This window comes from Bacillus sp. RO2 (assembly GCF_012911845.1).
Classification (GTDB): domain Bacteria; phylum Bacillota; class Bacilli; order Bacillales; family Bacillaceae_I; genus Sutcliffiella_A.
The window spans coordinates 1-20,451 of the sequence record NZ_JAAXCU010000040.1 but is presented as its reverse complement, the minus strand read 5'-3'; the positions used below and the strand labels follow the sequence as shown (position 1 = coordinate 20,451).

Annotated in this window: 22 protein-coding genes and 1 tRNA gene; 21 read left to right on the top strand and 2 right to left on the bottom strand. The window is 42.4% G+C overall.

What is annotated here, in order from left to right; translation table 11 throughout:
- Window positions 1–222: 222 nt before the first annotated feature.
- From HF078_RS09985 to HF078_RS09965, 5 genes are all read left to right on the top strand, one after another.
- Window positions 223–1,584: a UDP-N-acetylmuramoyl-tripeptide--D-alanyl-D-alanine ligase gene (locus HF078_RS09985; RefSeq protein ID WP_169291012.1), complete on the top strand. Its 1,362-nt coding sequence runs from the start codon at window positions 223–225 to the stop codon at window positions 1,582–1,584.
- 293 nt (window positions 1,585–1,877) lie between these two features.
- Window positions 1,878–3,395: a degradosome RNA helicase CshA gene (gene cshA / locus HF078_RS09980; RefSeq protein WP_169291011.1), complete on the top strand. Its 1,518-nt coding sequence runs from the start codon at window positions 1,878–1,880 to the stop codon at window positions 3,393–3,395.
- 540 nt (window positions 3,396–3,935) lie between these two features.
- Complete coding sequence (gene uvsE, locus HF078_RS09975; RefSeq protein ID WP_169291010.1) at window positions 3,936–4,907, top strand: UV DNA damage repair endonuclease UvsE; 972 nt, start codon at window positions 3,936–3,938, stop codon at window positions 4,905–4,907.
- Window positions 4,908–4,980: 73 nt separating this feature from the next.
- Complete coding sequence (locus HF078_RS09970; protein ID WP_169291009.1) at window positions 4,981–5,460, top strand: PH domain-containing protein; 480 nt, start codon at window positions 4,981–4,983, stop codon at window positions 5,458–5,460.
- Window positions 5,450–6,946, top strand: coding sequence for a PH domain-containing protein (locus HF078_RS09965; protein WP_169291008.1), 1,497 nt, complete (start codon window positions 5,450–5,452; stop codon window positions 6,944–6,946). Before HF078_RS09970 ends, HF078_RS09965 begins: the two co-directional genes overlap by 11 nt.
- A 35-nt stretch (window positions 6,947–6,981) precedes the next feature.
- Here the strand turns inward: HF078_RS09965 and HF078_RS09960 are convergent, their stop codons facing one another.
- Complete coding sequence (locus tag HF078_RS09960; RefSeq protein ID WP_169291007.1) at window positions 6,982–7,695, bottom strand: rhomboid family intramembrane serine protease; 714 nt, start codon at window positions 7,693–7,695, stop codon at window positions 6,982–6,984.
- A 118-nt stretch (window positions 7,696–7,813) separates the two neighbouring features.
- Here HF078_RS09960 and acpS point away from each other — a divergent pair, with 118 nt between their 5' ends.
- From acpS to HF078_RS09890, 14 genes are all read left to right on the top strand, one after another.
- A complete protein-coding gene (gene acpS / locus HF078_RS09955) occupies window positions 7,814–8,179 on the top strand; it encodes a holo-ACP synthase (RefSeq protein WP_169291006.1) in 366 nt (121 codons plus the stop codon).
- Between the two features lie 163 nt (window positions 8,180–8,342).
- Complete coding sequence (locus HF078_RS09950) at window positions 8,343–9,365, top strand: LolA family protein (RefSeq protein WP_205825309.1); 1,023 nt, start codon at window positions 8,343–8,345, stop codon at window positions 9,363–9,365.
- A gap of 190 nt (window positions 9,366–9,555) precedes the next feature.
- Window positions 9,556–10,725, top strand: a complete 1,170-nt coding sequence (gene alr / locus HF078_RS09945) for an alanine racemase (RefSeq protein ID WP_169291005.1) — start codon at window positions 9,556–9,558, stop codon at window positions 10,723–10,725.
- Window positions 10,726–10,870: 145 nt separating this feature from the next.
- Window positions 10,871–11,152 (top strand): CopG family ribbon-helix-helix protein, encoded by a 282-nt coding sequence (locus HF078_RS09940; RefSeq protein WP_010195162.1) that lies wholly within the window; start codon window positions 10,871–10,873, stop codon window positions 11,150–11,152.
- Between the two features lie 4 nt (window positions 11,153–11,156).
- A complete protein-coding gene (ndoA, locus tag HF078_RS09935) occupies window positions 11,157–11,507 on the top strand; it encodes a type II toxin-antitoxin system endoribonuclease NdoA (protein WP_010195163.1) in 351 nt (116 codons plus the stop codon).
- Between the two features lie 298 nt (window positions 11,508–11,805).
- A complete protein-coding gene (locus HF078_RS09930) occupies window positions 11,806–12,633 on the top strand; it encodes an RsbT co-antagonist protein RsbRA (RefSeq protein ID WP_169291004.1) in 828 nt (275 codons plus the stop codon).
- Entirely contained in the window at window positions 12,630–12,986 is a 357-nt protein-coding gene (locus tag HF078_RS09925; protein ID WP_010195165.1) for an STAS domain-containing protein, read from the top strand. Before HF078_RS09930 ends, HF078_RS09925 begins: the two co-directional genes overlap by 4 nt.
- A gap of 3 nt (window positions 12,987–12,989) precedes the next feature.
- A complete protein-coding gene (locus tag HF078_RS09920; protein ID WP_169291035.1) occupies window positions 12,990–13,391 on the top strand; it encodes an anti-sigma regulatory factor in 402 nt (133 codons plus the stop codon).
- Between the two features lie 15 nt (window positions 13,392–13,406).
- Window positions 13,407–14,414 (top strand): PP2C family protein-serine/threonine phosphatase, encoded by a 1,008-nt coding sequence (locus HF078_RS09915; protein ID WP_168864551.1) that lies wholly within the window; start codon window positions 13,407–13,409, stop codon window positions 14,412–14,414.
- A gap of 76 nt (window positions 14,415–14,490) precedes the next feature.
- On the top strand, window positions 14,491–14,799 hold the full coding sequence (locus HF078_RS09910) for an STAS domain-containing protein (RefSeq protein ID WP_169291003.1): 309 nt from the start codon (window positions 14,491–14,493) through the stop codon (window positions 14,797–14,799).
- Between the two features lie 47 nt (window positions 14,800–14,846).
- Window positions 14,847–15,323 (top strand): anti-sigma B factor RsbW, encoded by a 477-nt coding sequence (gene rsbW, locus HF078_RS09905; RefSeq protein ID WP_148989847.1) that lies wholly within the window; start codon window positions 14,847–14,849, stop codon window positions 15,321–15,323.
- The gene (sigB, locus tag HF078_RS09900) at window positions 15,298–16,083 is read left to right on the top strand and encodes an RNA polymerase sigma factor SigB (protein WP_060666175.1); all 786 of its coding nucleotides are present in this window, start codon (window positions 15,298–15,300) and stop codon (window positions 16,081–16,083) included. Before rsbW ends, sigB begins: the two co-directional genes overlap by 26 nt.
- Complete coding sequence (locus HF078_RS09895; RefSeq protein ID WP_169291002.1) at window positions 16,080–16,679, top strand: PP2C family serine/threonine-protein phosphatase; 600 nt, start codon at window positions 16,080–16,082, stop codon at window positions 16,677–16,679. Before sigB ends, HF078_RS09895 begins: the two co-directional genes overlap by 4 nt.
- A gap of 405 nt (window positions 16,680–17,084) precedes the next feature.
- A complete protein-coding gene (locus tag HF078_RS09890; protein ID WP_169291001.1) occupies window positions 17,085–19,271 on the top strand; it encodes a Tex family protein in 2,187 nt (728 codons plus the stop codon).
- Between the two features lie 156 nt (window positions 19,272–19,427).
- On the opposite strand, the gene cmpA is transcribed toward HF078_RS09890, so the two are convergent.
- A complete protein-coding gene (gene cmpA, locus HF078_RS09885) occupies window positions 19,428–19,538 on the bottom strand; it encodes a cortex morphogenetic protein CmpA (RefSeq protein ID WP_156317784.1) in 111 nt (36 codons plus the stop codon).
- Between the two features lie 153 nt (window positions 19,539–19,691).
- On the opposite strand from cmpA, the gene HF078_RS09880 reads away from it, so the two are divergent.
- Together HF078_RS09880 and HF078_RS09875 are read left to right on the top strand one after the other, a co-directional pair.
- A complete protein-coding gene (locus HF078_RS09880; protein WP_169291000.1) occupies window positions 19,692–20,165 on the top strand; it encodes a SprT family protein in 474 nt (157 codons plus the stop codon).
- 160 nt (window positions 20,166–20,325) lie between these two features.
- Window positions 20,326–20,400 (top strand) — tRNA-Asn (locus tag HF078_RS09875).
- Window positions 20,401–20,451: the final 51 nt, after the last annotated feature.

The following is a 20,451-nucleotide window of genomic DNA, read 5'->3' as shown; positions in this document are numbered from 1 at the left end:
GTCCTGCGGGGGGAAACGGCTAGTTGAGACCCCTGAAGCGTTGTGAGGAGGCTCAAGCACCGTCCTCTGGATAAGCGAACACCTGGAACGGAAAAATACAGGAGGTTACGAAACACACAATATACAGATAAACAGGCAGGGGTTGGGTCATCACGAGAAAAGGTCAAAAACACGTGATGTCAGCCCCTTCTCTGTGTAAAAAGAATAGGAGGGAAACCCAAAATGATCAAAAGAACACTTAAACAAATACAAGAAATGGCTAAAGGGCAGCCGATCTCATCCGAATACAGCGCCATCGTCGTGGAAGGCGTTTCAAAAGACACACGCGAGGATATGAGCGGCAAATTGTACATACCGATTATCGGGGAGAATTTTAACGGCCATGCATTTGTCCGTGATGCAATTGAGAAAAAAGGAGCCGTCGCATCCTTCTGGCAAAAAGATCAACCAGAACCACCAGCAGACCTGAACCTGATTGTTGTGGACGACACTATCGAAGCTTTGCAGCACCTAGCAAGCAGTTATCGAAATGAAATTGGCATGAAGGTTGTGGGGATTACCGGAAGCAACGGGAAAACAACCACCAAAGATATGGTCACTTCTGTGTTAGAGACCACCTTCCGCGTGCACAAGACGGCAGGAAACTACAACAATCATATCGGATTGCCCCTAACGATACTTTCCATGAAAGAGGACACGGAAGTAGCTGTGTTGGAAATGGGGATGAGCGGTCGAGGGGAAATCGAGTTGCTTTCTAACATTGCAAAGCCCGATGCTGCTGTTATCACCAATATCGGAGAGTCCCATATGCAGGATTTGGGATCTCGTGAAGGAATTGCCGAAGCAAAGCTTGAAATTGCAGCTGGCTTGAAGCAAGACGGCAAGCTAATTATCAATGGGGATGAGCCGCTTTTGACAGATAGAGTTGGGGGTAACGCTAATGTCATTCCATTTGGATTGAAGTCTACCAATGACTATCAAGCAAAGGACATTACCTTAAAAGGCAGAGGCACTCATTTTATAATAGAAGGAACAGAGTATTTTATCCCGGTACTTGGTGCCCACAATGTGACCAATGCCCTTGCTGCCATCATTGTCGGTGAGTTATTCGGCGTGTCAGAAGAGAACCGAAAAAAAGGCTTGGAGCAACTTGTTATCACTGGAATGAGGAATGAAGTGGTGGAGACATCTGGTGGATGGACAGTGATCAACGATGCCTATAATGCAAGCCCTACTTCCGTGAGAGCAGCTTTGGATTTGTTGGGCAGCATGGATGGGTATAGGAAAAAGATTGCGGTGCTTGGTGATATGCTGGAACTAGGTGACATGGAAAAGAACTTTCACCATGAAGTTGGCCAATATGTAAAAGGGAAGAATGTCGATTATGTATTCACATTCGGTGCCCTTGCTATGGAGATTGCTAAAGGTGCCCAAGAAGTAATGAATGCTTCTCATGTTAAACCGTTCATGAACAAGCAGGAATTAACACGTGAATTGCTGGCCATTTTAGAGTCCGGTGATGTGGTGATGGTAAAAGGATCACGTGGCATGAAACTAGAAGAGGTTATTGAAGCGATCAAATAAATCTTCATTTTCAAAGGAATACAAAGTTCTTAAAATGAGAAAATTAGAAGTAAGCGTGCTGCATTTGTTAAGAATGGTACGGAGAGAAAAAAAATTTGGCGATTTATTCGCTAGAGGAGCGCGATTGAAAGCGTAACCTCCTATAAGTTGGCATTAACCTTTATTGCTATTTAGTGACCAAAGTGTTATGATAACAGGTAATGTGTTTAATAATGTCTACTTATAAAGATTAGGCAAGCGCCCAGACGCGTGCCTAATTTATTAATTTGTATAGATAAAGGAGTAGGAATAATTTGGCGTTATTTAAAGATTTAGGTTTATCAGAAGATATTATGAAGTCTATCGACAGAATGGGGTTTGAAGAGGCTACCCCTATTCAATCTGAAACAATTCCTGTTGCGTTAACTGGTAAAGATGTTATCGGTCAAGCTCAAACAGGTACAGGTAAAACGATTGCATTCGGTCTTCCATTGCTTGAAAATGTTGATGTGAAAAATGACTCTATTCAAGGTATCGTTATCGCACCGACTCGTGAATTAGCTATCCAGGTTGCTGAAGAAATTTATAAAGCTTCTTATCATAAACGTGCTCGTGTTCTTTCCGTATTCGGAGGACAGGACATCAGCAGACAAATTCGTTCATTGAAAAAGAACCCTCACATTGTTGTTGGTACACCAGGTCGTCTACTTGACCATATCAACCGTAAGACACTTCGTCTTCAAAATGTGAACACGGTTGTTCTTGATGAGGCAGATGAAATGCTAAACATGGGATTCATCGAGGATATCGAAAAAATCCTTGCTGAAACACCAGAACAAAAACAAACATTACTTTTCTCTGCTACAATGCCTGCACCTATCCGTGCAATCGCTGAGCGTTTCATGAGCGAGCCTGTAAGTGTAAAGGTAAAAGCGAAAGAAGTAACAGTTTCCAACATCCAACAATACTACGTGGAAGTTCCGGAAAAGAAGAAGTTCGATACTTTGACTCGTCTTCTTGACATTCAATCTCCAGAGCTTGCGATCATCTTCGGTCGTACAAAGCGCCGTGTAGATGAGCTGTCTGACGCATTGAACGTGCGTGGATATTCTGCAGAAGGAATCCACGGTGACCTTTCTCAAGCGAAGCGTATGAGCGTACTTCGCAAGTTTAAAGAAGGTTCCATCGATGTACTTGTTGCAACAGACGTAGCTGCTCGTGGACTAGATATCTCTGGTGTTACACATGTATACAACTTCGACATTCCACAAGACCCTGAAAGCTATGTTCACCGTATTGGACGTACAGGTCGTGCTGGTAAAAGCGGATTGGCGATCACATTCGTTAGCCCTCGTGAAGTTAGCTACTTGCACCATGTAGAACGTGTAACAAAACGTAAAATGGACAAAATGAAGGCACCAACTCTAGACGAAGCACTAGAAGGCCAACAAAAGATGTCCATGGAAAAATTAACGCAAGCTGTTGAAGCGAAAAACCTTGGTTTCTACCGCAATGCAGCAGAACAATTATTAGAAGAGCACGATGCAGTAACACTTGTATCTGCAGCTCTGAAATTGTTCACAAAAGAGCCGGACGAAACTCCAATCCGTCTTACTGAAGAAGCTCCAATGCACTCAAGAAGAGGCGGCGGCGGTGGTGGCCGTGGTGGCGACCGCAACCGTGGTGGCGGAAAGAGCGGCGACCGTAAAGGCGGCTGGAACAACAAACGCTCCGATAACCGTGGCGGCAAGCCAGGTGGCGGATCTGGTTCAAGAGACGCAAACGCAAAACGCCAAGGCTACAAACGTTCTTCTCGTAAAGAGCGCGTATAATTAACTTTCACTTAAGAATGCTCGAGAACTGACTGGGATTACTGGTTGGTTTTCGGGCTTTTTTGTTGTGTGGTGGGGTGGGGCTTGGTAGTAGGGCGCTCTATAAGCCCGAACGGCGAAGAAAACAGTGGGAAATGTCTAATAGAACGGCTCTGTAAGCCCTATCGGCGAAGAAAATAGGGTGAAGTGTCTAATAGAACGGTTCTATAAGCCCGAACGGTGAAGAAAACCGTGGAAAATGTCTAATAGAACGGTTCTATAAGCCCGAACGGTGAAGAAAACCGTGGGAAATGTCTAATAGAACGGTTCTATAAGCCCGAACGGTGAAGAAAACAGGGTGAAGTGTCTAATAGAAAAGCTCTATAAGCCCGAACGACCACAGAAACCAAGTAAACTGTCCAATAGAATCCATATATTTTCCATATATTCCTCTAACCCTAACCATCTCACCCAACCCAATCCCCAAAAAAGAACAAAACCCACCACACTTGGGCATACTACCTCTAACCAATTCTCAACCAAAAGGAGGTTCCCTCACCCATGACCATCGTAAAACTCGGCTATGTCGCCATGAGCGTACAGCTTACCAACGCCTCCCCGTCTAAAACGATGACCTATGCCCAGTTCAGCAAAATTAAGGATCGGGAAGCGGCGATTGAAAAGCTTGAACGCATATCAGTTGAAAACCTTGAAAATTGTTTGCGTCTGCTTAAGCACAATGTCGCAAACGATATTCGATTTTTCCGGTTCAGCTCCAAACTAATTCCGCTCGCTAACCATGAAGAAGTGAAAGACTGGAAGTTCATGCGGCCGCTTAAAGATATCTTGTCCGAAATAGGTGACTATATTGAAGCGAACCCGATGCGGGTAGATTTCCATCCCGATCATTTTGTGCTGCTCAATTCTAAAAACAAAGATATCATCAACCAGACCATCAAGACGCTCAGTATGCACCTTTCTCTTTTAAAAGGAATGAGTGTACCTACACAACATCGGTGTGTCCTCCATATTGGAGGTGGGTATGATGATAGGGAGCTGGCACTTGAACAATTTATTCATAACTTTGCGCTTGTACCGCAACCAATCCAGGAAATGCTGATACTTGAAAATGATGATACAACTTTCCACTTGCGTGATGCTTTATATGTTTGTGAAAAACTAAATGTACCACTAGTTTTTGATTACCATCATCACCTTGCCCACTTTGAAGAGGAAGCAGAGGGATGGGAGAAAGATTGGGGACGAGTGATACAGACTTGGGAGCATTCTTCACTACCTGTAAAGATGCATATATCTAGCCCAAGAGACGAAAAAAACTTTCGTGCTCATGCTGATTATGTGGATCCGAAAATGTTTATGGATTTCCTTCAGCCTATTAAAGGAAGTGTGGCGGAGATCCATTGCATGATCGAGGCAAAGAAAAAGGATGAAGCACTTTTTAAGCTGATGGAAGAGATGAAAAATTATGCTGAAATAGAAATTATCGACGGAGCGTCCTTCAAAATTAAATAGAATTTTCCAACAGAGGACATCCATAGTATACTAGGTAAAGCGACAACTAGAACACGAAGTGGAGGGAGAGCAAATGAGGCCGGAGCCTAAACAGATGATAGATAGAAAAGCATTGTCGGTATGGAGGATCTCCGCCGCGTTGAATTCCTTATTTTACGTCCTGCTATTTGTGGGATTTTGGTTTATACAACGTTCCTTCGAATTCCCTTGGTGGACACTGCTGATAGCGGGAGCGCTTGTTGTACTCATTTTCTTATTTACTGTCGTTATTTTCCCAGCGATGCAATGGAAGCGTTGGCGATTTGAAGTACATGAACATGAAATTGATTTGCAACATGGTATTTTTATCAAAAAAAGAACCTTGGTGCCGATGGTTCGTGTGCAGCATGTAGATACGCGTCAGGGCCCAATTTTAAAAAAATTTCATCTCTCAACCGTTCTCATTTCAACAGCGGCGACCATTCATGAAATACCGGCTCTTGATGAAGAGCAGGCAGACCAGGTCAGGGATTACATATCAAGGCTGGCAAGGGTGACAGAAGATGATGTCTGAAAAAAAGAGGATGCATCCTGCCGCCATTGTTGTAGCTTTTTTCAAACAACTGCGTGAACTATTGTTTCCAATTATTATTTTCGTATTTTTTGGAAGCAGTTCTGGAGAAGGCTTTTTCGGGATTATTTACATAGCTGTAATGATTTTGTGGTTCGCGGGGTTAATCGCAATCGGTGTGGTTTCTTGGTATCGATTTTATTATTGGATAGAAGACGGAGAGCTCCGGATGGAATATGGTGTTTTTGTGAGAAAGCGTCGTTTCATTCCGCAAGAGAGAATTCAGACTTTGGATACTTCGGAAGGGCTTGTGCAACGGTTCTTCGGTCTAGTAAAAGTGCAAATTGAAACAGCTGGTGGGGGAGCAGAAGCCGAAGCAAGTTTGACTGCTGTGACAAAGGAAGAGGCAAGCAGACTGAGGGAGTCTTTATTGTATTACAAAAATAAAGCGGAAGCAGTGCGCGAAAACGCTGATGTATATGGACCAAAGCTGCCTGTTCAGCAAGAACCAAGCGTGGCGCCTGTTGAAAAGCCGACATATAAAGCATCCTGGAAAACACTCTTTATTTTGGGAACTACTTCAGGGGGGATTGGTGTTGTGCTGTCAGCAGTCATCGCGTTTACTTCCCAATTCGATCAGTTTGTTCCATATGAGGATATCATCGACCGTTTCGGGATGGTCTTGCAAACGAGTGTGTACTTGATTGCTTCCATCGTTTTTGTGGTATTGTTTCTGTCTTGGCTAATTTCTATTGTGATGACCATGTTTAAATACGGTAACTTCACTGTTGTTAAAGATGACGATGAGCTGCTGATCTCCAGAGGGATTATTGAAAAGCGGCAATTAACGATTTCTCTGAAAAGAATACAGGCGATAAGAATTTCACAAAACCTCTTAAGACAACCTTTCGGCTACGCCACCGTTTATGTGGAGAGTGCAGGAAGCTCGGGAGGAAAGGAATCTGATTTTTCCACGATTCTTTTTCCGTTGTTGAAGGTCTCTGATGTGGAAGCACACTTGAAGGCGTTCGTCCCTTCGTACATGCTTACAAAAAGTGTTCACGGTCTTCCAAAGAGGTCGATGATTCGCTATCTTGTCCGCCTGATGGTGCCGGCATTACTACTTTCTGTTCCAATTGCCTATTTTTTTCAGCCATATGGATATGTTGCCTTTCTTTCTGTAGTGATTGGCGGTTTATTAGGATACAGCCAATATAAAACGGCGGGGTGGGCTGTTGGCAAGGAGCAATTGCAACTTTCTTACCGCCATCTTAGTAAAAATACTGTTCTCGTCCGTAAAAAAAGGATTCAGTCTTTTGAACTGAGAGAATCTTTCTTTCAAGGGAAAAGAAAGCTGTTTACGATTAAAGCTGCCATTAAAACTGGACTTGGAGGGAAGAACTTTCAAGTGGTGGACGTGGAGCAGGATGATGGGGAACGGATCTATGAGTGGTATTCTTATGCAAAAAAGCAAGGAGATGTCATGTGATGTGACAACCCTTGCTTTTGTTTTTGGAAATAGAGTTACATAAACCGTGAAAGTATCCCAATCAGCACTAATACGACTAACACAATCCAAAAAATGTTTTGCTTTCCGCTCCTCGGTGCGCTGGGTCTGCCGATGTTAGGAAATATAGCGCGTAACGATCTTGGTGATGTAGCGGCCCCTCTTCCTAAGAAGAAAGGTGCTAAAACGGTACCGGCCAAGAATCCGAATAAGTGGGCAATCACATTTATATTGGAGTTCAGGAAGGTCATTACAAGCCCGATTCCTAGAATGGTTAAGATAACTTGGGAATTTGCTCGATCCAATAGGTCTGGTCGCAGGAACACCATATAAAAATAGAGGCCGAAAATCGCAAAGATGGCACCAGAAGCTCCAAGATGATTGTACAGGTCAGGTTTTAATAGTAGGGTGGCGACGTTGGCTATAATTCCACCAAGTAAATAAAAAATGATGAATTTCACTTTTCCTAGCATCCGCTCTACGGCAGGTCCGAACAGGACGAGCGACAGGGAGTTAAATAAGAAGTGAGTCAGACTGGCGTGTAGAAAAATAGGAGTAACTAGCCGCCACCACTCTCCTTGCCATATAAGCAAATTGAATCCGATTGTGAGATTAAGAACGGTTGAAGAGAATTGGACAACCAGCCAAAGAATAAGATGGATGGCAACAATTGTGGTAATAATAGGATATAATCTTCTAAAAGTACGAAAGTTTTCCGTTCGGACGAACATCCGCTTCACCCTTTCTTCTTTAAATAGGCTCTTTTCAGATTACCATGTTGGCACTGAAAAGTCTTTTTAAGAGAATCAGAAAATATATCATTACTATATGAAAGAGGTTGGTCAAAGTATGATTATCGGAACTGGAGTAGACATTGTGGATCTTGCCCGCATAGAGAAATTGATGAATCGCCAGCCCAGCTTTGTGGACCGTATCCTCACACCGCTAGAGAAAGAAAGATTTTTTACGCTTAGTGAGAAACGAAAAGTGGAATTCCTTGCAGGTCGCTTTGCTGCAAAGGAGGCCTTTTCTAAAGCGAAAGGAACCGGGATTGGGAAAGAATTAAGTTTTCAAGACATGACAATTGTGTCTACAGAAAAAGGGAGGCCGTATTTTTCTGAGCCACACATGGCAGAAAGTAATGTTCACCTGTCCATATCTCATAGTGAACAATACGCCATCGCGCAAGTAATTATCGAAAGCTTGTCAAGCTAGTCTGCATATTCCCCAAAGCTTGCTCATATACATAGTTCAGAAAGGAGACAAGGTGTACAAGTAGAGCTCCAGCCAACCTGCGTCATAAAGGATGGTCCGGTATCTCTGCACTCTCACTTTTCTCTAAGATAATCATGTAATGAAGGCAAAGGGGATGAATAATTTGAGAAAAGCATGGCTATTGGTAGTGGTTGGCCTTGTGAGTATCCTTGTTCTCGCAGGGTGCGGTACAAAATCGAAAGAAGATGTAACAGCTTCTCTTAGTGCGAAAGTTGAAGAGATGAAAGGGTACGAATCGAATGCGAAAATGACCCTTCAAACTGGTGCGGAACCACAAGTGTACGAGGTGCAAATCGGGCATAACAAACCGAACTATTACAAAGTGAATTTGAAAAATGCGGAAAAGGATCAAAGTCAGATCATCATCCGGAATGATGAGGGTGTATTCGTTTTGACGCCGGCGCTGAACAAAAGCTTCCGTTTCCACAGCGAATGGCCGCAAAACAGCAGCCAAGCCTATCTGTTTGAATCACTTGTAAATGACATCAAGAATGACCCGGAAGCAACGTTCACTGCGACAGAAGAACATTATGTATTCGAAACGAAAACGAACTACCAAAATAATAAGCTCCTTCCGACACAGGAAATTACATTGAGCAAAAAAGATTTGTCACCAGTTTCCGTAAAAGTGATGGATCCTGATAAAAAGCCACTTGTGCTTGTAGAGTTCTCTGATTTCAAATTTGATGCAAGCTTTGACGCTGATGCATTTGATGTGAAAAAGAACATGACTGGTGCTCGTGCAAGCTTGGAGCTCCCTGCATCTGGACCTGTTACAGAAGAGTCGGATGAGTTTTCCGCCATGACGCCGCTTGATACGCCTGCAGGTACAGACCTTAAAGAAGAAACAGTAGTGGAAACCGCTAATGGAAAACGTGTCGTCATGACATATGAAGGCACGAAGACCTTCACGTTGATCCAAGAGAAAGCGCGTAACTCGGAAGTGCCGACATCGCAACTTGTCAACGGTAACCCAGCTGACCTAGGCTTCACAGTCGGCGCGATGACAGAAAACAGCTTAACATGGACCTACCAAGGCGTGGACTTCACCCTTGCATCCAAAGACCTCACCCAAGAAGAAATGCTCATGGTCGCCCGCTCCGTCCAAGGCGCAGCCATCAAATAACCAAACAACAACCTAGCAGGCCCGTTGCAGACGGGCCTGTATTTTTTTGCGAAAAGGGGTCAGACCCCCACAGGATTTTCGCTCTTCATGTCGAAGGGGCCCTTCTTCACATGACTTTCGGGGATTTTTTCGTTATGATAGGAACATATTAATTTGAGGTTGTAGATTGGTAAAGGAAGTGCTTAGGTAGATGTCGAGCTTTCATAGGGATACGTGGGTTGAGGTAGATTTGGATTGTATTTATGAGAATGTGCAAGCCATACAGGAGCATGTGACAAAGGATGTCACGGTGATTGCGGTCGTTAAGGCGAATGCTTATGGGCATGGAGATGCTCAAGTTGCCAATGTCGCTTTGGAAGCGGGTGCGAAGTATCTTGCTGTATCCTTTTTGGACGAGGCCATGTCTTTAAGGCAGCAAGGAATAACAGCACCAATCCTTGTGCTTGGTGCTTCAAGGGTTTCTGATCTCCCGCTTGCTGCTAAGGAAAACATTACGCTCACGGTTTTCCGTCAAGAATGGATAGAGGAAGCTAGTGTTGCCTATCACGGCAGTGCAGTAGTGAAACTGCATTTGAAACTCGATACTGGCATGGGAAGAATTGGTGCGAGAACACAAGAAGAAGTAACGCAAATAGTAGAGTTGATTGAAAAAGCCCCAAACCTGCAAATGGAAGGGATTTACACACACTTTGCTACCGCGGATGAGTTGCAATCAGATTATGTGGAACGACAGTTTGAGAGGTTTCACACATTACTGAACCATATAACAAACCAACACGCCATTCCGATGATCCATTGCGGCAACAGTGCTACAACGCTGAGATTTCCAAAGAGGATCTTCAATGCGGTGCGCGTAGGGATTGCTATGTATGGATTAACGCCATCACCGGAAATGGAACCAGAGTTACCTTTTCCCTTAAAAGAGGCCTTTTCCTTGCATACCAAACTCGTGCATGTCAAAAAATTATCAATTGGCGAAAGCGTCAGCTATGGAGCCACCTACACTACAAAAGAAGAAGAGTGGATTGGAACGGTGCCTGTTGGCTATGCAGACGGTTGGATCAGAAAATTGCAAGGAATGAACATTCTTGTAGACGGGAAACTCGCTCCAATTGTTGGAAGGATCTGCATGGATCAATTTATGATTAAATTGCCTCATGAACTTCCAATTGGTACCAAAGTGACACTTATAGGCGAACAGGACGGGAAGAAGATCAGCTCCAACGATGTCGCGGCAAAGCTTGATACCATTAACTACGAGGTGCCGTGTATGATCAGTTACCGTGTACCCCGCATGTTTTGGCGCAATGGGAGTATAATGGAAGTGAGAAACTATTTGCAAGACAAACCATTAGAATAGTAAATGGTAATTTTCTGCATAAAAAATGGATGATATAGTGATAATAGAGAAGAATTCGCTAAATGGACTTTGCAATTAACAGCAATGATGGTATTATGGAATATGGAATAGTATTATGTGTCTGTAGTTCTTGGAGGTGTATGCTGTGTCTGAATCCAGCGCAACAACTGAAATCTTGATTCGATTACCTCAAAACTTAGTGTCGGAATTAGATGGTTTGGTAAAACAAGAAAACGGCAATCGAAATGAATTAATTTTTCAAGCAACAAAGATGTATCTTCGCGAGCGCAAAAAGCGTCAGATTCGCGAGTCCATGAGACGTGGCTACATGGAAATGTCTAAAATCAATCTAAACATTGCATCTGAAGCTTTCTTGGCTGAATATGAGGCGGAGCATACGGTTGAACGCTTAGTTAGCGGGGGGTAATCATTTGATTGTCAAACGCGGTGACGTTTATTTTGCTGATTTATCCCCGGTTGTTGGGTCTGAGCAAGGAGGCGTTCGACCAGTACTTGTCATCCAAAATGATATCGGAAATCGATTTAGCCCGACCGTTATAGTAGCTGCCATTACTGCTCAAATCCAAAAAGCCAAACTCCCAACACATGTAGAAATTGATGCGAAGCGTTACGGTTTTGAACGTGACTCTGTTATTTTGCTCGAACAAATTCGAACAATTGATAAACAAAGATTAACGGACAAAATTACTCATCTTGACGAAGAGATGATGGACAAAGTGGATGAGGCGCTTCAAATAAGCTTAGGACTTATTGACTTTTAATATGTTGAATCCGTTTTATCGATAAGAAGCTATTCACAAGCGCGTGAGTAGCTTTTTTATTTTGCTTCGGTAAGATTAGAACCCTAGCCATTTGCGGAAATCAACAGCGGTTTTGGCCAAATTATGTACCTTTCCTACAAAGGTACCACCAAAAATAGGTAAATAAACCACAATAATGGGTTAAATGGGACTAATCATATTTGACTTTTAAAATGATAAAAATTTATAGTGGTAATAGTATAGCTATAATTACTTCAATTTTTAAATATATCTATTACCGAATAAAGGAGCCGGGATAATGAATCAAGAGATAATTAAGTATATTGAGGAAAATCGCGAATCAATCTTTAATCAGTGGATCGAAGGAATGGACGAGATCGGCGAAAAGAAAGAGTTAAAAGCTATCTCTGAAAAAGTCTATTTAAGTACAAGCCGTGAATACATCAATTTGCTTTTGAACAATATTAGCAAAAACTCCGATGACCTATCGAATGTGTTGACGGACTTTGCTGAGAAAATTGTTCGTTTTGGCTGGCCACTAATATATGTAACAGAAGGCTTATCGCTTTTTGGAAAAATCGTATATGAAGGAATGACAAATCATGTCGATGACAGCCGTAAAGTCTCTTTAATTTACGATTTTGATCAATGGCTTCGTCCGGTAGGTAATGAAATTTTAAAATCGTATACAGGTTCTTGGGAGCACACGGTTTCCATGCAAAAAATTGCGTTGCAAGAATTAGCTGCGCCTCTTATCCCGGTATTTGACAAGATCTCTGTCATGCCGCTAGTAGGAACTATTGACACAGAACGTGCAAGACAGATTATGGAAAACCTCCTTCAAGGTGTGGTCAAACACCGTGCGGAAGTGGTCCTTATTGATATTACAGGTGTACCTGTTGTCGATACCATGGTAGCTCATCATATTATTCAGGCTGCAGAAGCGGTTCGACTAGTCGGTGCGAAATGCTTGTTGGTTGGCATTCGCCCTGAAATTGCCCAAACAATTGTCAATTTGGGAATTAATCTAGACCAAATTATTACGAAGAATTCCCTGAAAAAAGGGATTGAAACAGCGCTTGAAATGACAAACAGACAAATTGTGACTGTGGGGGATAAAGAGTGAGAATACCTATTCTAAAGCTTCACAATTGCCTTTTAATATCTATCCAATGGGAATTAGATGATCAAACTGCGTTGCAATTTCAAGAAGATCTTCTAAACAGAATACATGAAACAGGTGCAAATGGAGTCGTCATTGACTTGACCTCCGTTGATATGATTGATTCATTTATTGCAAAAGTGCTTGGAGATGTCATCAGCATGTCAAAACTTATGGGAGCGCAAGTCGTTCTTACAGGTATTCAACCTGCTGTAGCCATCACTTTAGTTGAACTTGGAATCCAGTTGGATGAAGTGTTCACGGCATTAGATTTAGAAAAGGGTCTAGAGAAATTACAACAGGAACTGGGGGAGTAAATGATGACTGTCCAATCCTGTGTAAAAATAAGAAACGAATGGGACATCGTAGCTGCCCGACAAATGGGTAGGAATGTTGCCAAAGATCTGGGTTTCGGAACGGTAGACCAAGCGAGGATAACTACCGCAATTTCGGAGTTGGCACGAAATATTTATTTGTATGCAGGTACAGGTCAAATTTGTGTAGAAGAAATGGATGAATATGGAAAAATAGGTCTAAAAGTGATAGCCACAGATGATGGGCCGGGAATTTCCGACATCCGACAGGTGATGGAGGATGGTTATTCGACATCAGGAGGCCTAGGAGCCGGATTACCTGGAGTTAAGCGGTTAATGGACTCGTTTCAAATCGATTCGACTTCTGGAGAAGGAACGACGATTCATGCCGTAAAGTGGGTTCGCTAGGAAGGGGGATAACCCATGAATTACGAAAAACTTGAATCAGAATATAAAGAGATACTCTCAGCCTATTTAAACCGCCAGTCCGAGGAGGCGCTCTATAAAGGGCAGGAGTTCAGTCGCAGATTGCTAGGGGAGAAAATTTCACCTGAAGAAATCATCAGTGTGCATAAGTCTATGTTGCAAGATCTTTCTCCGGACATCCCGGACAATATATTGCATTCCTTGGATTTTTTACTTGAAGTGATGATAGGCTATGGGATTGCTTACAGGGAACACCAAAGCCTGCGCCACCGACAACAGGAAATTCAGACGGAGATTGAAATTGCAGCAAATGTCCAACAAACGCTTCTCGAAACAAAGATTCCTGAAACGGACTCAGTAGAGATTGGTGCGATCAGTGTACCTGCTAAACATATGAGCGGAGACTATTACCACTTTGTCCATAACGAGAAAGATTCGTTCAGTGTGGCTATAGCGGATGTAATCGGTAAAGGCATTCCGGCTGCGATGTGTATGAGTATGATCAAATACGCAATGGATAGTTTACCAGATACTAGAGTTGCTCCAAGCTATGTGCTTGGGAACTTAAATAGAGTGGTGGAACAAAATGTGGATGCCAGCATGTTCATCACGATGTTCTACGGGATGTATGACCTTCACAAACATCTCTTCTCATTCTCTTCTGCGGGGCACGAACCACCGTTGTATTTTGATGCGAAGAAAAATGAATTTTATGAGCTGGATGCCAGAGGGCTTGTTCTTGGTATTGACAGACTTGCAACCTATCAACAGTATGAAAAAAGAATTGAAGTTGATGATATGGTGATCCTCTTCTCAGATGGAGTAACAGAATGCCGTACAGAAGAAGGATTTATCGAGGTTGATAAAATAATAGATTTAATACGGTCTTATATTGACTTACCCCCTCAGGCCATTGTCGAGCTTGTATACAGGGATCTGGAGAAAATCCAGGACTTTCAGCTTAGAGATGACTTTACCTTAATTATTTTAAAAAGAAAGGTTTAAAAGTTTGAGAAGCGGGTATTTAGTATTGGGATGACCTAAAAGTGGAATTCTAATTCATGTTTGAGGTGACGAAAGAATGAATATGGACATTCAAATAAAAGAAGATTTAAATCAGACGCTTGTCGTCCTGGAAGGGGAAATAGACGCCTATACTGCTCCGAAGGTAAAGGAAAAGGTCGCCCCTCTATTAGAAGGATTTACTGGAGAACTAGTATTTGATTTATCGAATGTTAATTATATGGACAGCACAGGCTTAGGGATGTTTGTAGGTTTCTTTAAAACCGTAAAAGCAAACAACGGTGTCTTTCGTCTAGTAGGTTTATCGGATCGTTTAAAGAGATTGTTTGATATTACTGGTTTAGCAGGAATCATGGAAATTAAATAGGCTCTTTTAGCAGCCGTTAAATAAGTTCACTTAAAGGTGGGGGAACAATGAACCGGGCTTATGACTATATAGAAATGGCTTTTCCGGCAAAAGCGGAGTATGTAGGAGTTATCCGTCTTACTTTATCTGGAATTGCGAATCGTATGGGCTTCTCATACGATGAAATTGAAGATATTAAAATTGCATTAAGTGAAGCGTGTACCAATGCGGTAGAGCATGCTTATAAGCAAGATGAAAAAGGAAATATTCGAATCGGATTTGGTATTTATAAAGACCGACTTGAGTTAGTGGTAGCTGATAATGGACAAAGCTTTGATTTTGACAAAGTAAGGGAAGAATTAGGTCCATACACCGAGTCGCAACCAGTAGAAACTTTGCCAGAAGGAGGGTTAGGATTATTCTTAATCCAAACGCTGATGGATGATGTGAAGGTGCACAGCAATCAAGGCGTTACGGTCTTCATGACAAAGTATGTACAAGGAGAGCAGGTGGAAAGGGATGCAGAATCAATCTCCGTCCAGTAAGCTGGATGTTAATATGCTATTAGAGCGGTACCAACAAGATGGTTGTGAAGTATCGCAGTTGCAATTAGTAGAGCATTATACTGCACTTGTTGAATCCATCGCTCGTAAATATTCGAGAGGCAAAGCCTTTCACGAAGACCTTTCCCAAGTAGGGATGATCGGTTTGCTTGGAGCCATGAAGCGTTTTGATGCAAGTTTTGGCCGAAGTTTTGAGGCATTTGCCGTTCCGACAATCATCGGGGAAATTAAACGTTTCCTTCGAGATAAAACATGGAGCGTCCATGTTCCGCGTAGAATAAAGGAAATCGGACCAAAGATAAAATCTGCCGTAGAAGAACTGACAAATGAACTACAACGTTCACCAAAAGTTTTTGAAATTGCTGATTACTTGGAAGTAACCGAAGAAGAAGTATTGGAAGCGATGGAGATGAGCCAGAACTATCAAGCTCTGTCTGTTGATAATGCCATCGAGGCTGACTCTGATGGAAGTACAGTAACCATCCTGGACATCGTAGGAAACCAGGATGCTGGATTCGATCAGGTGGATCAGCAGCTTCTACTGCAAAAAATATTCCATGTGCTTTCAGAAAGAGAAAAACAGATTATCGATTGCACATTTTTTAAGAATATGAGTCAGAAAGAAACAGGGGAAAAGTTGGGTATTTCGCAAATGCATGTCTCAAGGCTGCAACGTAAAGCGCTAACCAAGCTCAAGCAAGCGTTTTTGGAAGATAATGCAAACACGGAGATTTTTTCATGATCGAACAGTTCAAACATGAAAGAGCGAACGTGAATGCCTACCAGAATGCGAAAAACGGAATGTATTTCTGTGGGGACAGCTACTATGTAAGTACAACAGATGACTACTTTTTATGTGTAGTAGCAGATGGTTTAGGTAGCGGAGAATATGCCCACGACGCATCTCAAGCAGTTATTTCCGCTGCCAAAGACCATGAAACAGAAGACGTTTCGGTTATCATGAAAGCTTGTAATGAAGCGATGAGGAATAAGCGTGGGGCAGCAGTTTCTGTGCTGAAAGTCAACTATGCCCAGCGAGAAGTTGTGTACAGCTGTGTAGGGAATATTCGATTTTTCCTATATCCTCCGACAGAAAAGCTAATTTACCCACTTCCAGTCAAAGGCTACTTATCTGGGAGACCTCAAACTCTTAAAACCCATCGTTTTCCCTACAGTTCCAATATGAAGTTTTTCATCTACTCTGATGGATTAAATATACCGTCTGTAAAAAAGTACATCAAAGACATCCCATCCGCTACATCCCTGCTAGAAATCGCAGCGATGTTCACAAGCAACGGCATGGACGATGTCACCATCATCTCAGGAGAAATCCACTAGGGAGAACGAAAACTTAACTATTTTTAAAAACTAAGTTGATTGTGCTGGAAGTCGCAAAAACACCGCGTTCTTTCGAGGTCACTGAAAAACTGATAACGTAAAGTTTTCAATGATTCCTAGCTGGTGATTGGAGCAAAAGGCGAAGACTCCTAAGGGAGATAGCGCTAGGTGGAGACCCCGCAGGCGTAGCCGAGGAGGCTCCAGCAGCGCCCCTAGGAAAGCGAAGCCATTTGCGGAAATCAACAGCGGTGTTTAAAAAAATTCTAAAATCAAAGATTTTCCAGTGGCCTCAGGCTTGCCGCAACTTTCAAAGTTCAGGACTGACATTTCCATGTTAGTCTTTTTTCTTTGTCCGAATAATTTGCTAAAATAGAAGATGGGTTAATATGTTGGGAGGCTACAAAATTGGAATGGAACGATAAAAACGAGCAATTGGTCAACCTATTAGTGAAAGATGTAGAAGTGACAAAAGGACAAGCGAAAAAAGTAATTGCACTTTTAGAAGAAGGCAACACCGTTCCTTTTATCGCCAGATACCGAAAAGAACAAACCGGCTCACTAGACGAAGTACAAATTAGAGCTGTCATGGAAAAATGGCAATACATACAAAACCTTGAAAATAGAAAAGAAGAAGTTACCCGTCTGATCGAGGAACAAGGGAAACTCACGCCCGAACTAAAAGTCAGCATCTTAAAATCAACCAAACTACAACAAGTAGAGGACCTCTACCGACCATACAAACAAAAACGCCGCACGAAAGCGACAGTTGCAAAAGAAAAAGGGTTGGAACCTTATGCAGAATGGCTCCTCACGTTCCCATCCTCTCCATCACTTGAGGAAAAAGCTGCAGATTTTCTCTCTGAGGAAAAAGAAGTAACTACCGTTGAAGAGGTGTTAGAAGGAGCAAAGGATATTCTTGCTGAAACTTTTTCTGATGAACCAACTTATCGTCAATATATCCGCGATGTTACTTTTAAGCAAGGCAAAGTAGTATCAGCGGTTAAGAAAGCGGAAAAAGACGAAAAAGAAGTCTTTGCTATGTATTATGAGTATGAAGAAGCGATCTCAAGAATCCTTCCTCATCGAATTCTAGCAGTAAATCGAGGAGAAAAAGAAGAAGTCTTACGAATCTCCATTGCTGCTCCGACAGAAAGAATTGTAGAATACCTTAATCGCCAAGTAATTAAACGAGAATCATCCATTGCTACACCTCTTATAAAAGAAGCGGTGGAGGATGGGTATAAGCGATTGATTGAGCCTGCGATAGAGCGCGAAATCAGAAAAGAGCTAACAGAAAAAGCAGAAGAACAAGCTATCCATATTTTTTCAGAGAACCTAAGAAACCTACTTCTTCAACCACCTCTTAAAGGACGAGTGGTACTAGGAGTGGACCCTGCATATCGAACAGGCTGTAAACTTGCGGTTGTCGACGAAACAGGAAAAGTCCTTCATATAAGTGTTATCTATCCGCATACATCAGGGGAGAAGAAACGAGAAGAGTCTATCCAAAAGCTATTGGGCGTACTATCTACATTCAAAATTGAAGTAGTGGCTATAGGAAACGGGACTGCATCTAGGGAGACGGAGCAATTACTCGCTGATGTCATCCAACAATGCGGGAAGAGCATCTCGTACTTGATTGTTAATGAAGCAGGGGCAAGTGTGTACTCGGCCTCTGATTTGGCAAGAGAAGAATTCCCTGACCTACAAGTAGAAGAAAGAAGTGCCGTCTCTATTGCCAGAAGACTGCAAGACCCGTTGGCGGAGCTTGTAAAAATAGACCCGAAATCGGTTGGAGTCGGTCAATACCAACATGACGTGGCGCAAAAACGTTTAGCGGAATCCTTGAATTTCGTTGTGGAAACGGTCGTGAACCAAGTAGGGGTAAATGTAAACACGGCATCCTCCTCATTATTGCAATATGTGGCAGGGTTATCCAAGACTGTTGCCAATAATATAGTGAAGAAGCGAGAGGAAGAAGGAAAGTTTGCTAGCAGATCAGATCTCAAAGGTATTCCAAGACTAGGGGCAAAAACCTATGAACAATGTATCGGCTTTTTAAGAATCATTGACGGAAAGCAACCATTAGACAGAACGGGCATCCACCCTGAAACGTATAGTGATGTAAAAAAATTATTGAAGCAACTCGGGACATCTGAAAAAGAGATCGGGACCGAAAAATTGCAGCAGGCTTTAAAAGATGTAGATGTCGAAAAATTAGCAGAAGATCTGAACATCGGACCTATCACGCTTCAGGACATCATTGACTCTCTCATCAGGCCGGAAAGAGATCCGCGTGATGATATGCCAACACCACTTCTAAAGCAGGATGTTTTAAAAATGGAAGACCTGCAAAAAGGAATGGAATTAGAAGGAACGGTTCGAAACGTCGTGGACTTCGGTGCCTTTGTAGATATCGGAGTGAAGCAAGACGGTCTAGTCCATATTTCTAAGCTGAGCAACCGATTTGTGAAACATCCACTAGATGTAGTCTCTGTCGGTGATATAGTCACTGTTTGGGTCGACGGTGTAGAAGTAAACAAAGGAAGAGTTTCCTTGACTATGTTACAACCGGAAAAGCAAGAAGTATAAAGAGACAATAGCCCCCGACCGGCCAATAAACAGGCTATCGGGGGTTTTCTTAAAATGTAAGAAAGCCATAACTACCGTTGAATTCCGTTCCCGGCGCTTCGCTTGGCTGCGTGCGTCTGCGCGCCGTCCGCTCCAATCAACGAGATTATTTCATTTTTAGCTATTCTTTTTATGATAGAAAAACCAGCACTGATTCAACATTTTTATCTGATATCGATCCTTCTCCAGGTATGCGCGTTGCATCTGCTTCCTAAACCAAGACGGCATCTCTTCACTACCTCCTTCAACCTTGTACTTGAAGGCTCATAATGAGGGGCTGTTTCGTAAAAATCTTATAGAAAACAGCCAAACATAAATGACTTATTTTTTCCTATACTATGCAGTATAATGGGGAGGGTTCGAATGAAAGGAGGAGGACAAATGGAAGACAAAGATCTCCAGAAGTTAATAGAAGAAATCTCACTTAAGTATTTCAACAGACCTTTCCTTCACAAAGCCTCCTTTAACCATCGCCTAAAAACAACGGGAGGAAGATACCTCACTTCCACAAGTAACATTGAAATTAATAAAAAGTATTACGATGCACTTGGTATGGACGAACTAGTAGGCATTATTAAACACGAACTATGTCACTACCACCTGCACATTCAAGGTAAAGGTTACAAACACAGAGATGCTGATTTCCGTTTATTATTGAAAAAAGTGGGGGCACCAAGATTCTGTACCCCAATCCAAACACAAGAATCCAAGCCAAAAACTTTTCGTATATACGAATGTGTAAATTGTCACCTGCAATATAAAAGAGTAAGAAGAGTGAATACAAACAAGTATAGATGTGGAAAATGTAGAGGGAAGTTAAAAGAATTAGGAACGCGTGTTGACATGCAACCGTGAGATATGATAAATTATTCTAGTCGCTGTTTTAAAAAACGGCTGGATGACAATTATGATAATATATCATTTTTGTTCCAAAAAAACTTGACTTTTAAGTACAAGCTTATTAAAATAAAAGCAGTCGGTTGCGACGAAAGAACTTAATTAGTACCGTTTTTATTCCACCATAGCTCAGCGGTAGAGCATTCGGCTGTTAACCGAAGGGTCGTAGGTTCGAATCCTACTGGTGGAGCCATATGGAGAAGTACTCAAGTGGCTGAAGAGGCGCCCCTGCTAAGGGTGTAGG

Excerpts from the sequence above, each read along its gene's own strand:
- HF078_RS09880 (WP_169291000.1), top strand. The coding sequence starts at position 19,692 with ATGGAAGACAAAGATCTCCAGAAGTTAATAGAAGAAATCTCACTTAAG.
- HF078_RS09970 (WP_169291009.1), top strand. The coding sequence starts at position 4,981 with ATGAGGCCGGAGCCTAAACAGATGATAGATAGAAAAGCATTGTCGGTA.
- HF078_RS09985 (WP_169291012.1), top strand. The coding sequence starts at position 223 with ATGATCAAAAGAACACTTAAACAAATACAAGAAATGGCTAAAGGGCAG.
- HF078_RS09920 (WP_169291035.1), top strand. The coding sequence starts at position 12,990 with ATGACTGTCCAATCCTGTGTAAAAATAAGAAACGAATGGGACATCGTA.
- HF078_RS09965 (WP_169291008.1), top strand. The coding sequence starts at position 5,450 with ATGATGTCTGAAAAAAAGAGGATGCATCCTGCCGCCATTGTTGTAGCT.
- alr (WP_169291005.1), top strand. The coding sequence starts at position 9,556 with ATGTCGAGCTTTCATAGGGATACGTGGGTTGAGGTAGATTTGGATTGT.
- HF078_RS09915 (WP_168864551.1), top strand. The coding sequence starts at position 13,407 with ATGAATTACGAAAAACTTGAATCAGAATATAAAGAGATACTCTCAGCC.
- rsbW (WP_148989847.1), top strand. The coding sequence starts at position 14,847 with ATGAACCGGGCTTATGACTATATAGAAATGGCTTTTCCGGCAAAAGCG.
- HF078_RS09930 (WP_169291004.1), top strand. The coding sequence starts at position 11,806 with ATGAATCAAGAGATAATTAAGTATATTGAGGAAAATCGCGAATCAATC.
- sigB (WP_060666175.1), top strand. The coding sequence starts at position 15,298 with ATGCAGAATCAATCTCCGTCCAGTAAGCTGGATGTTAATATGCTATTA.
- cmpA (WP_156317784.1), bottom strand. The coding sequence starts at position 19,538 with ATGCCGTCTTGGTTTAGGAAGCAGATGCAACGCGCATACCTGGAGAAG.
- HF078_RS09960 (WP_169291007.1), bottom strand. The coding sequence starts at position 7,695 with ATGTTCGTCCGAACGGAAAACTTTCGTACTTTTAGAAGATTATATCCT.
- acpS (WP_169291006.1), top strand. The coding sequence starts at position 7,814 with ATGATTATCGGAACTGGAGTAGACATTGTGGATCTTGCCCGCATAGAG.
- HF078_RS09910 (WP_169291003.1), top strand. The coding sequence starts at position 14,491 with ATGAATATGGACATTCAAATAAAAGAAGATTTAAATCAGACGCTTGTC.
- uvsE (WP_169291010.1), top strand. The coding sequence starts at position 3,936 with ATGACCATCGTAAAACTCGGCTATGTCGCCATGAGCGTACAGCTTACC.
- HF078_RS09895 (WP_169291002.1), top strand. The coding sequence starts at position 16,080 with ATGATCGAACAGTTCAAACATGAAAGAGCGAACGTGAATGCCTACCAG.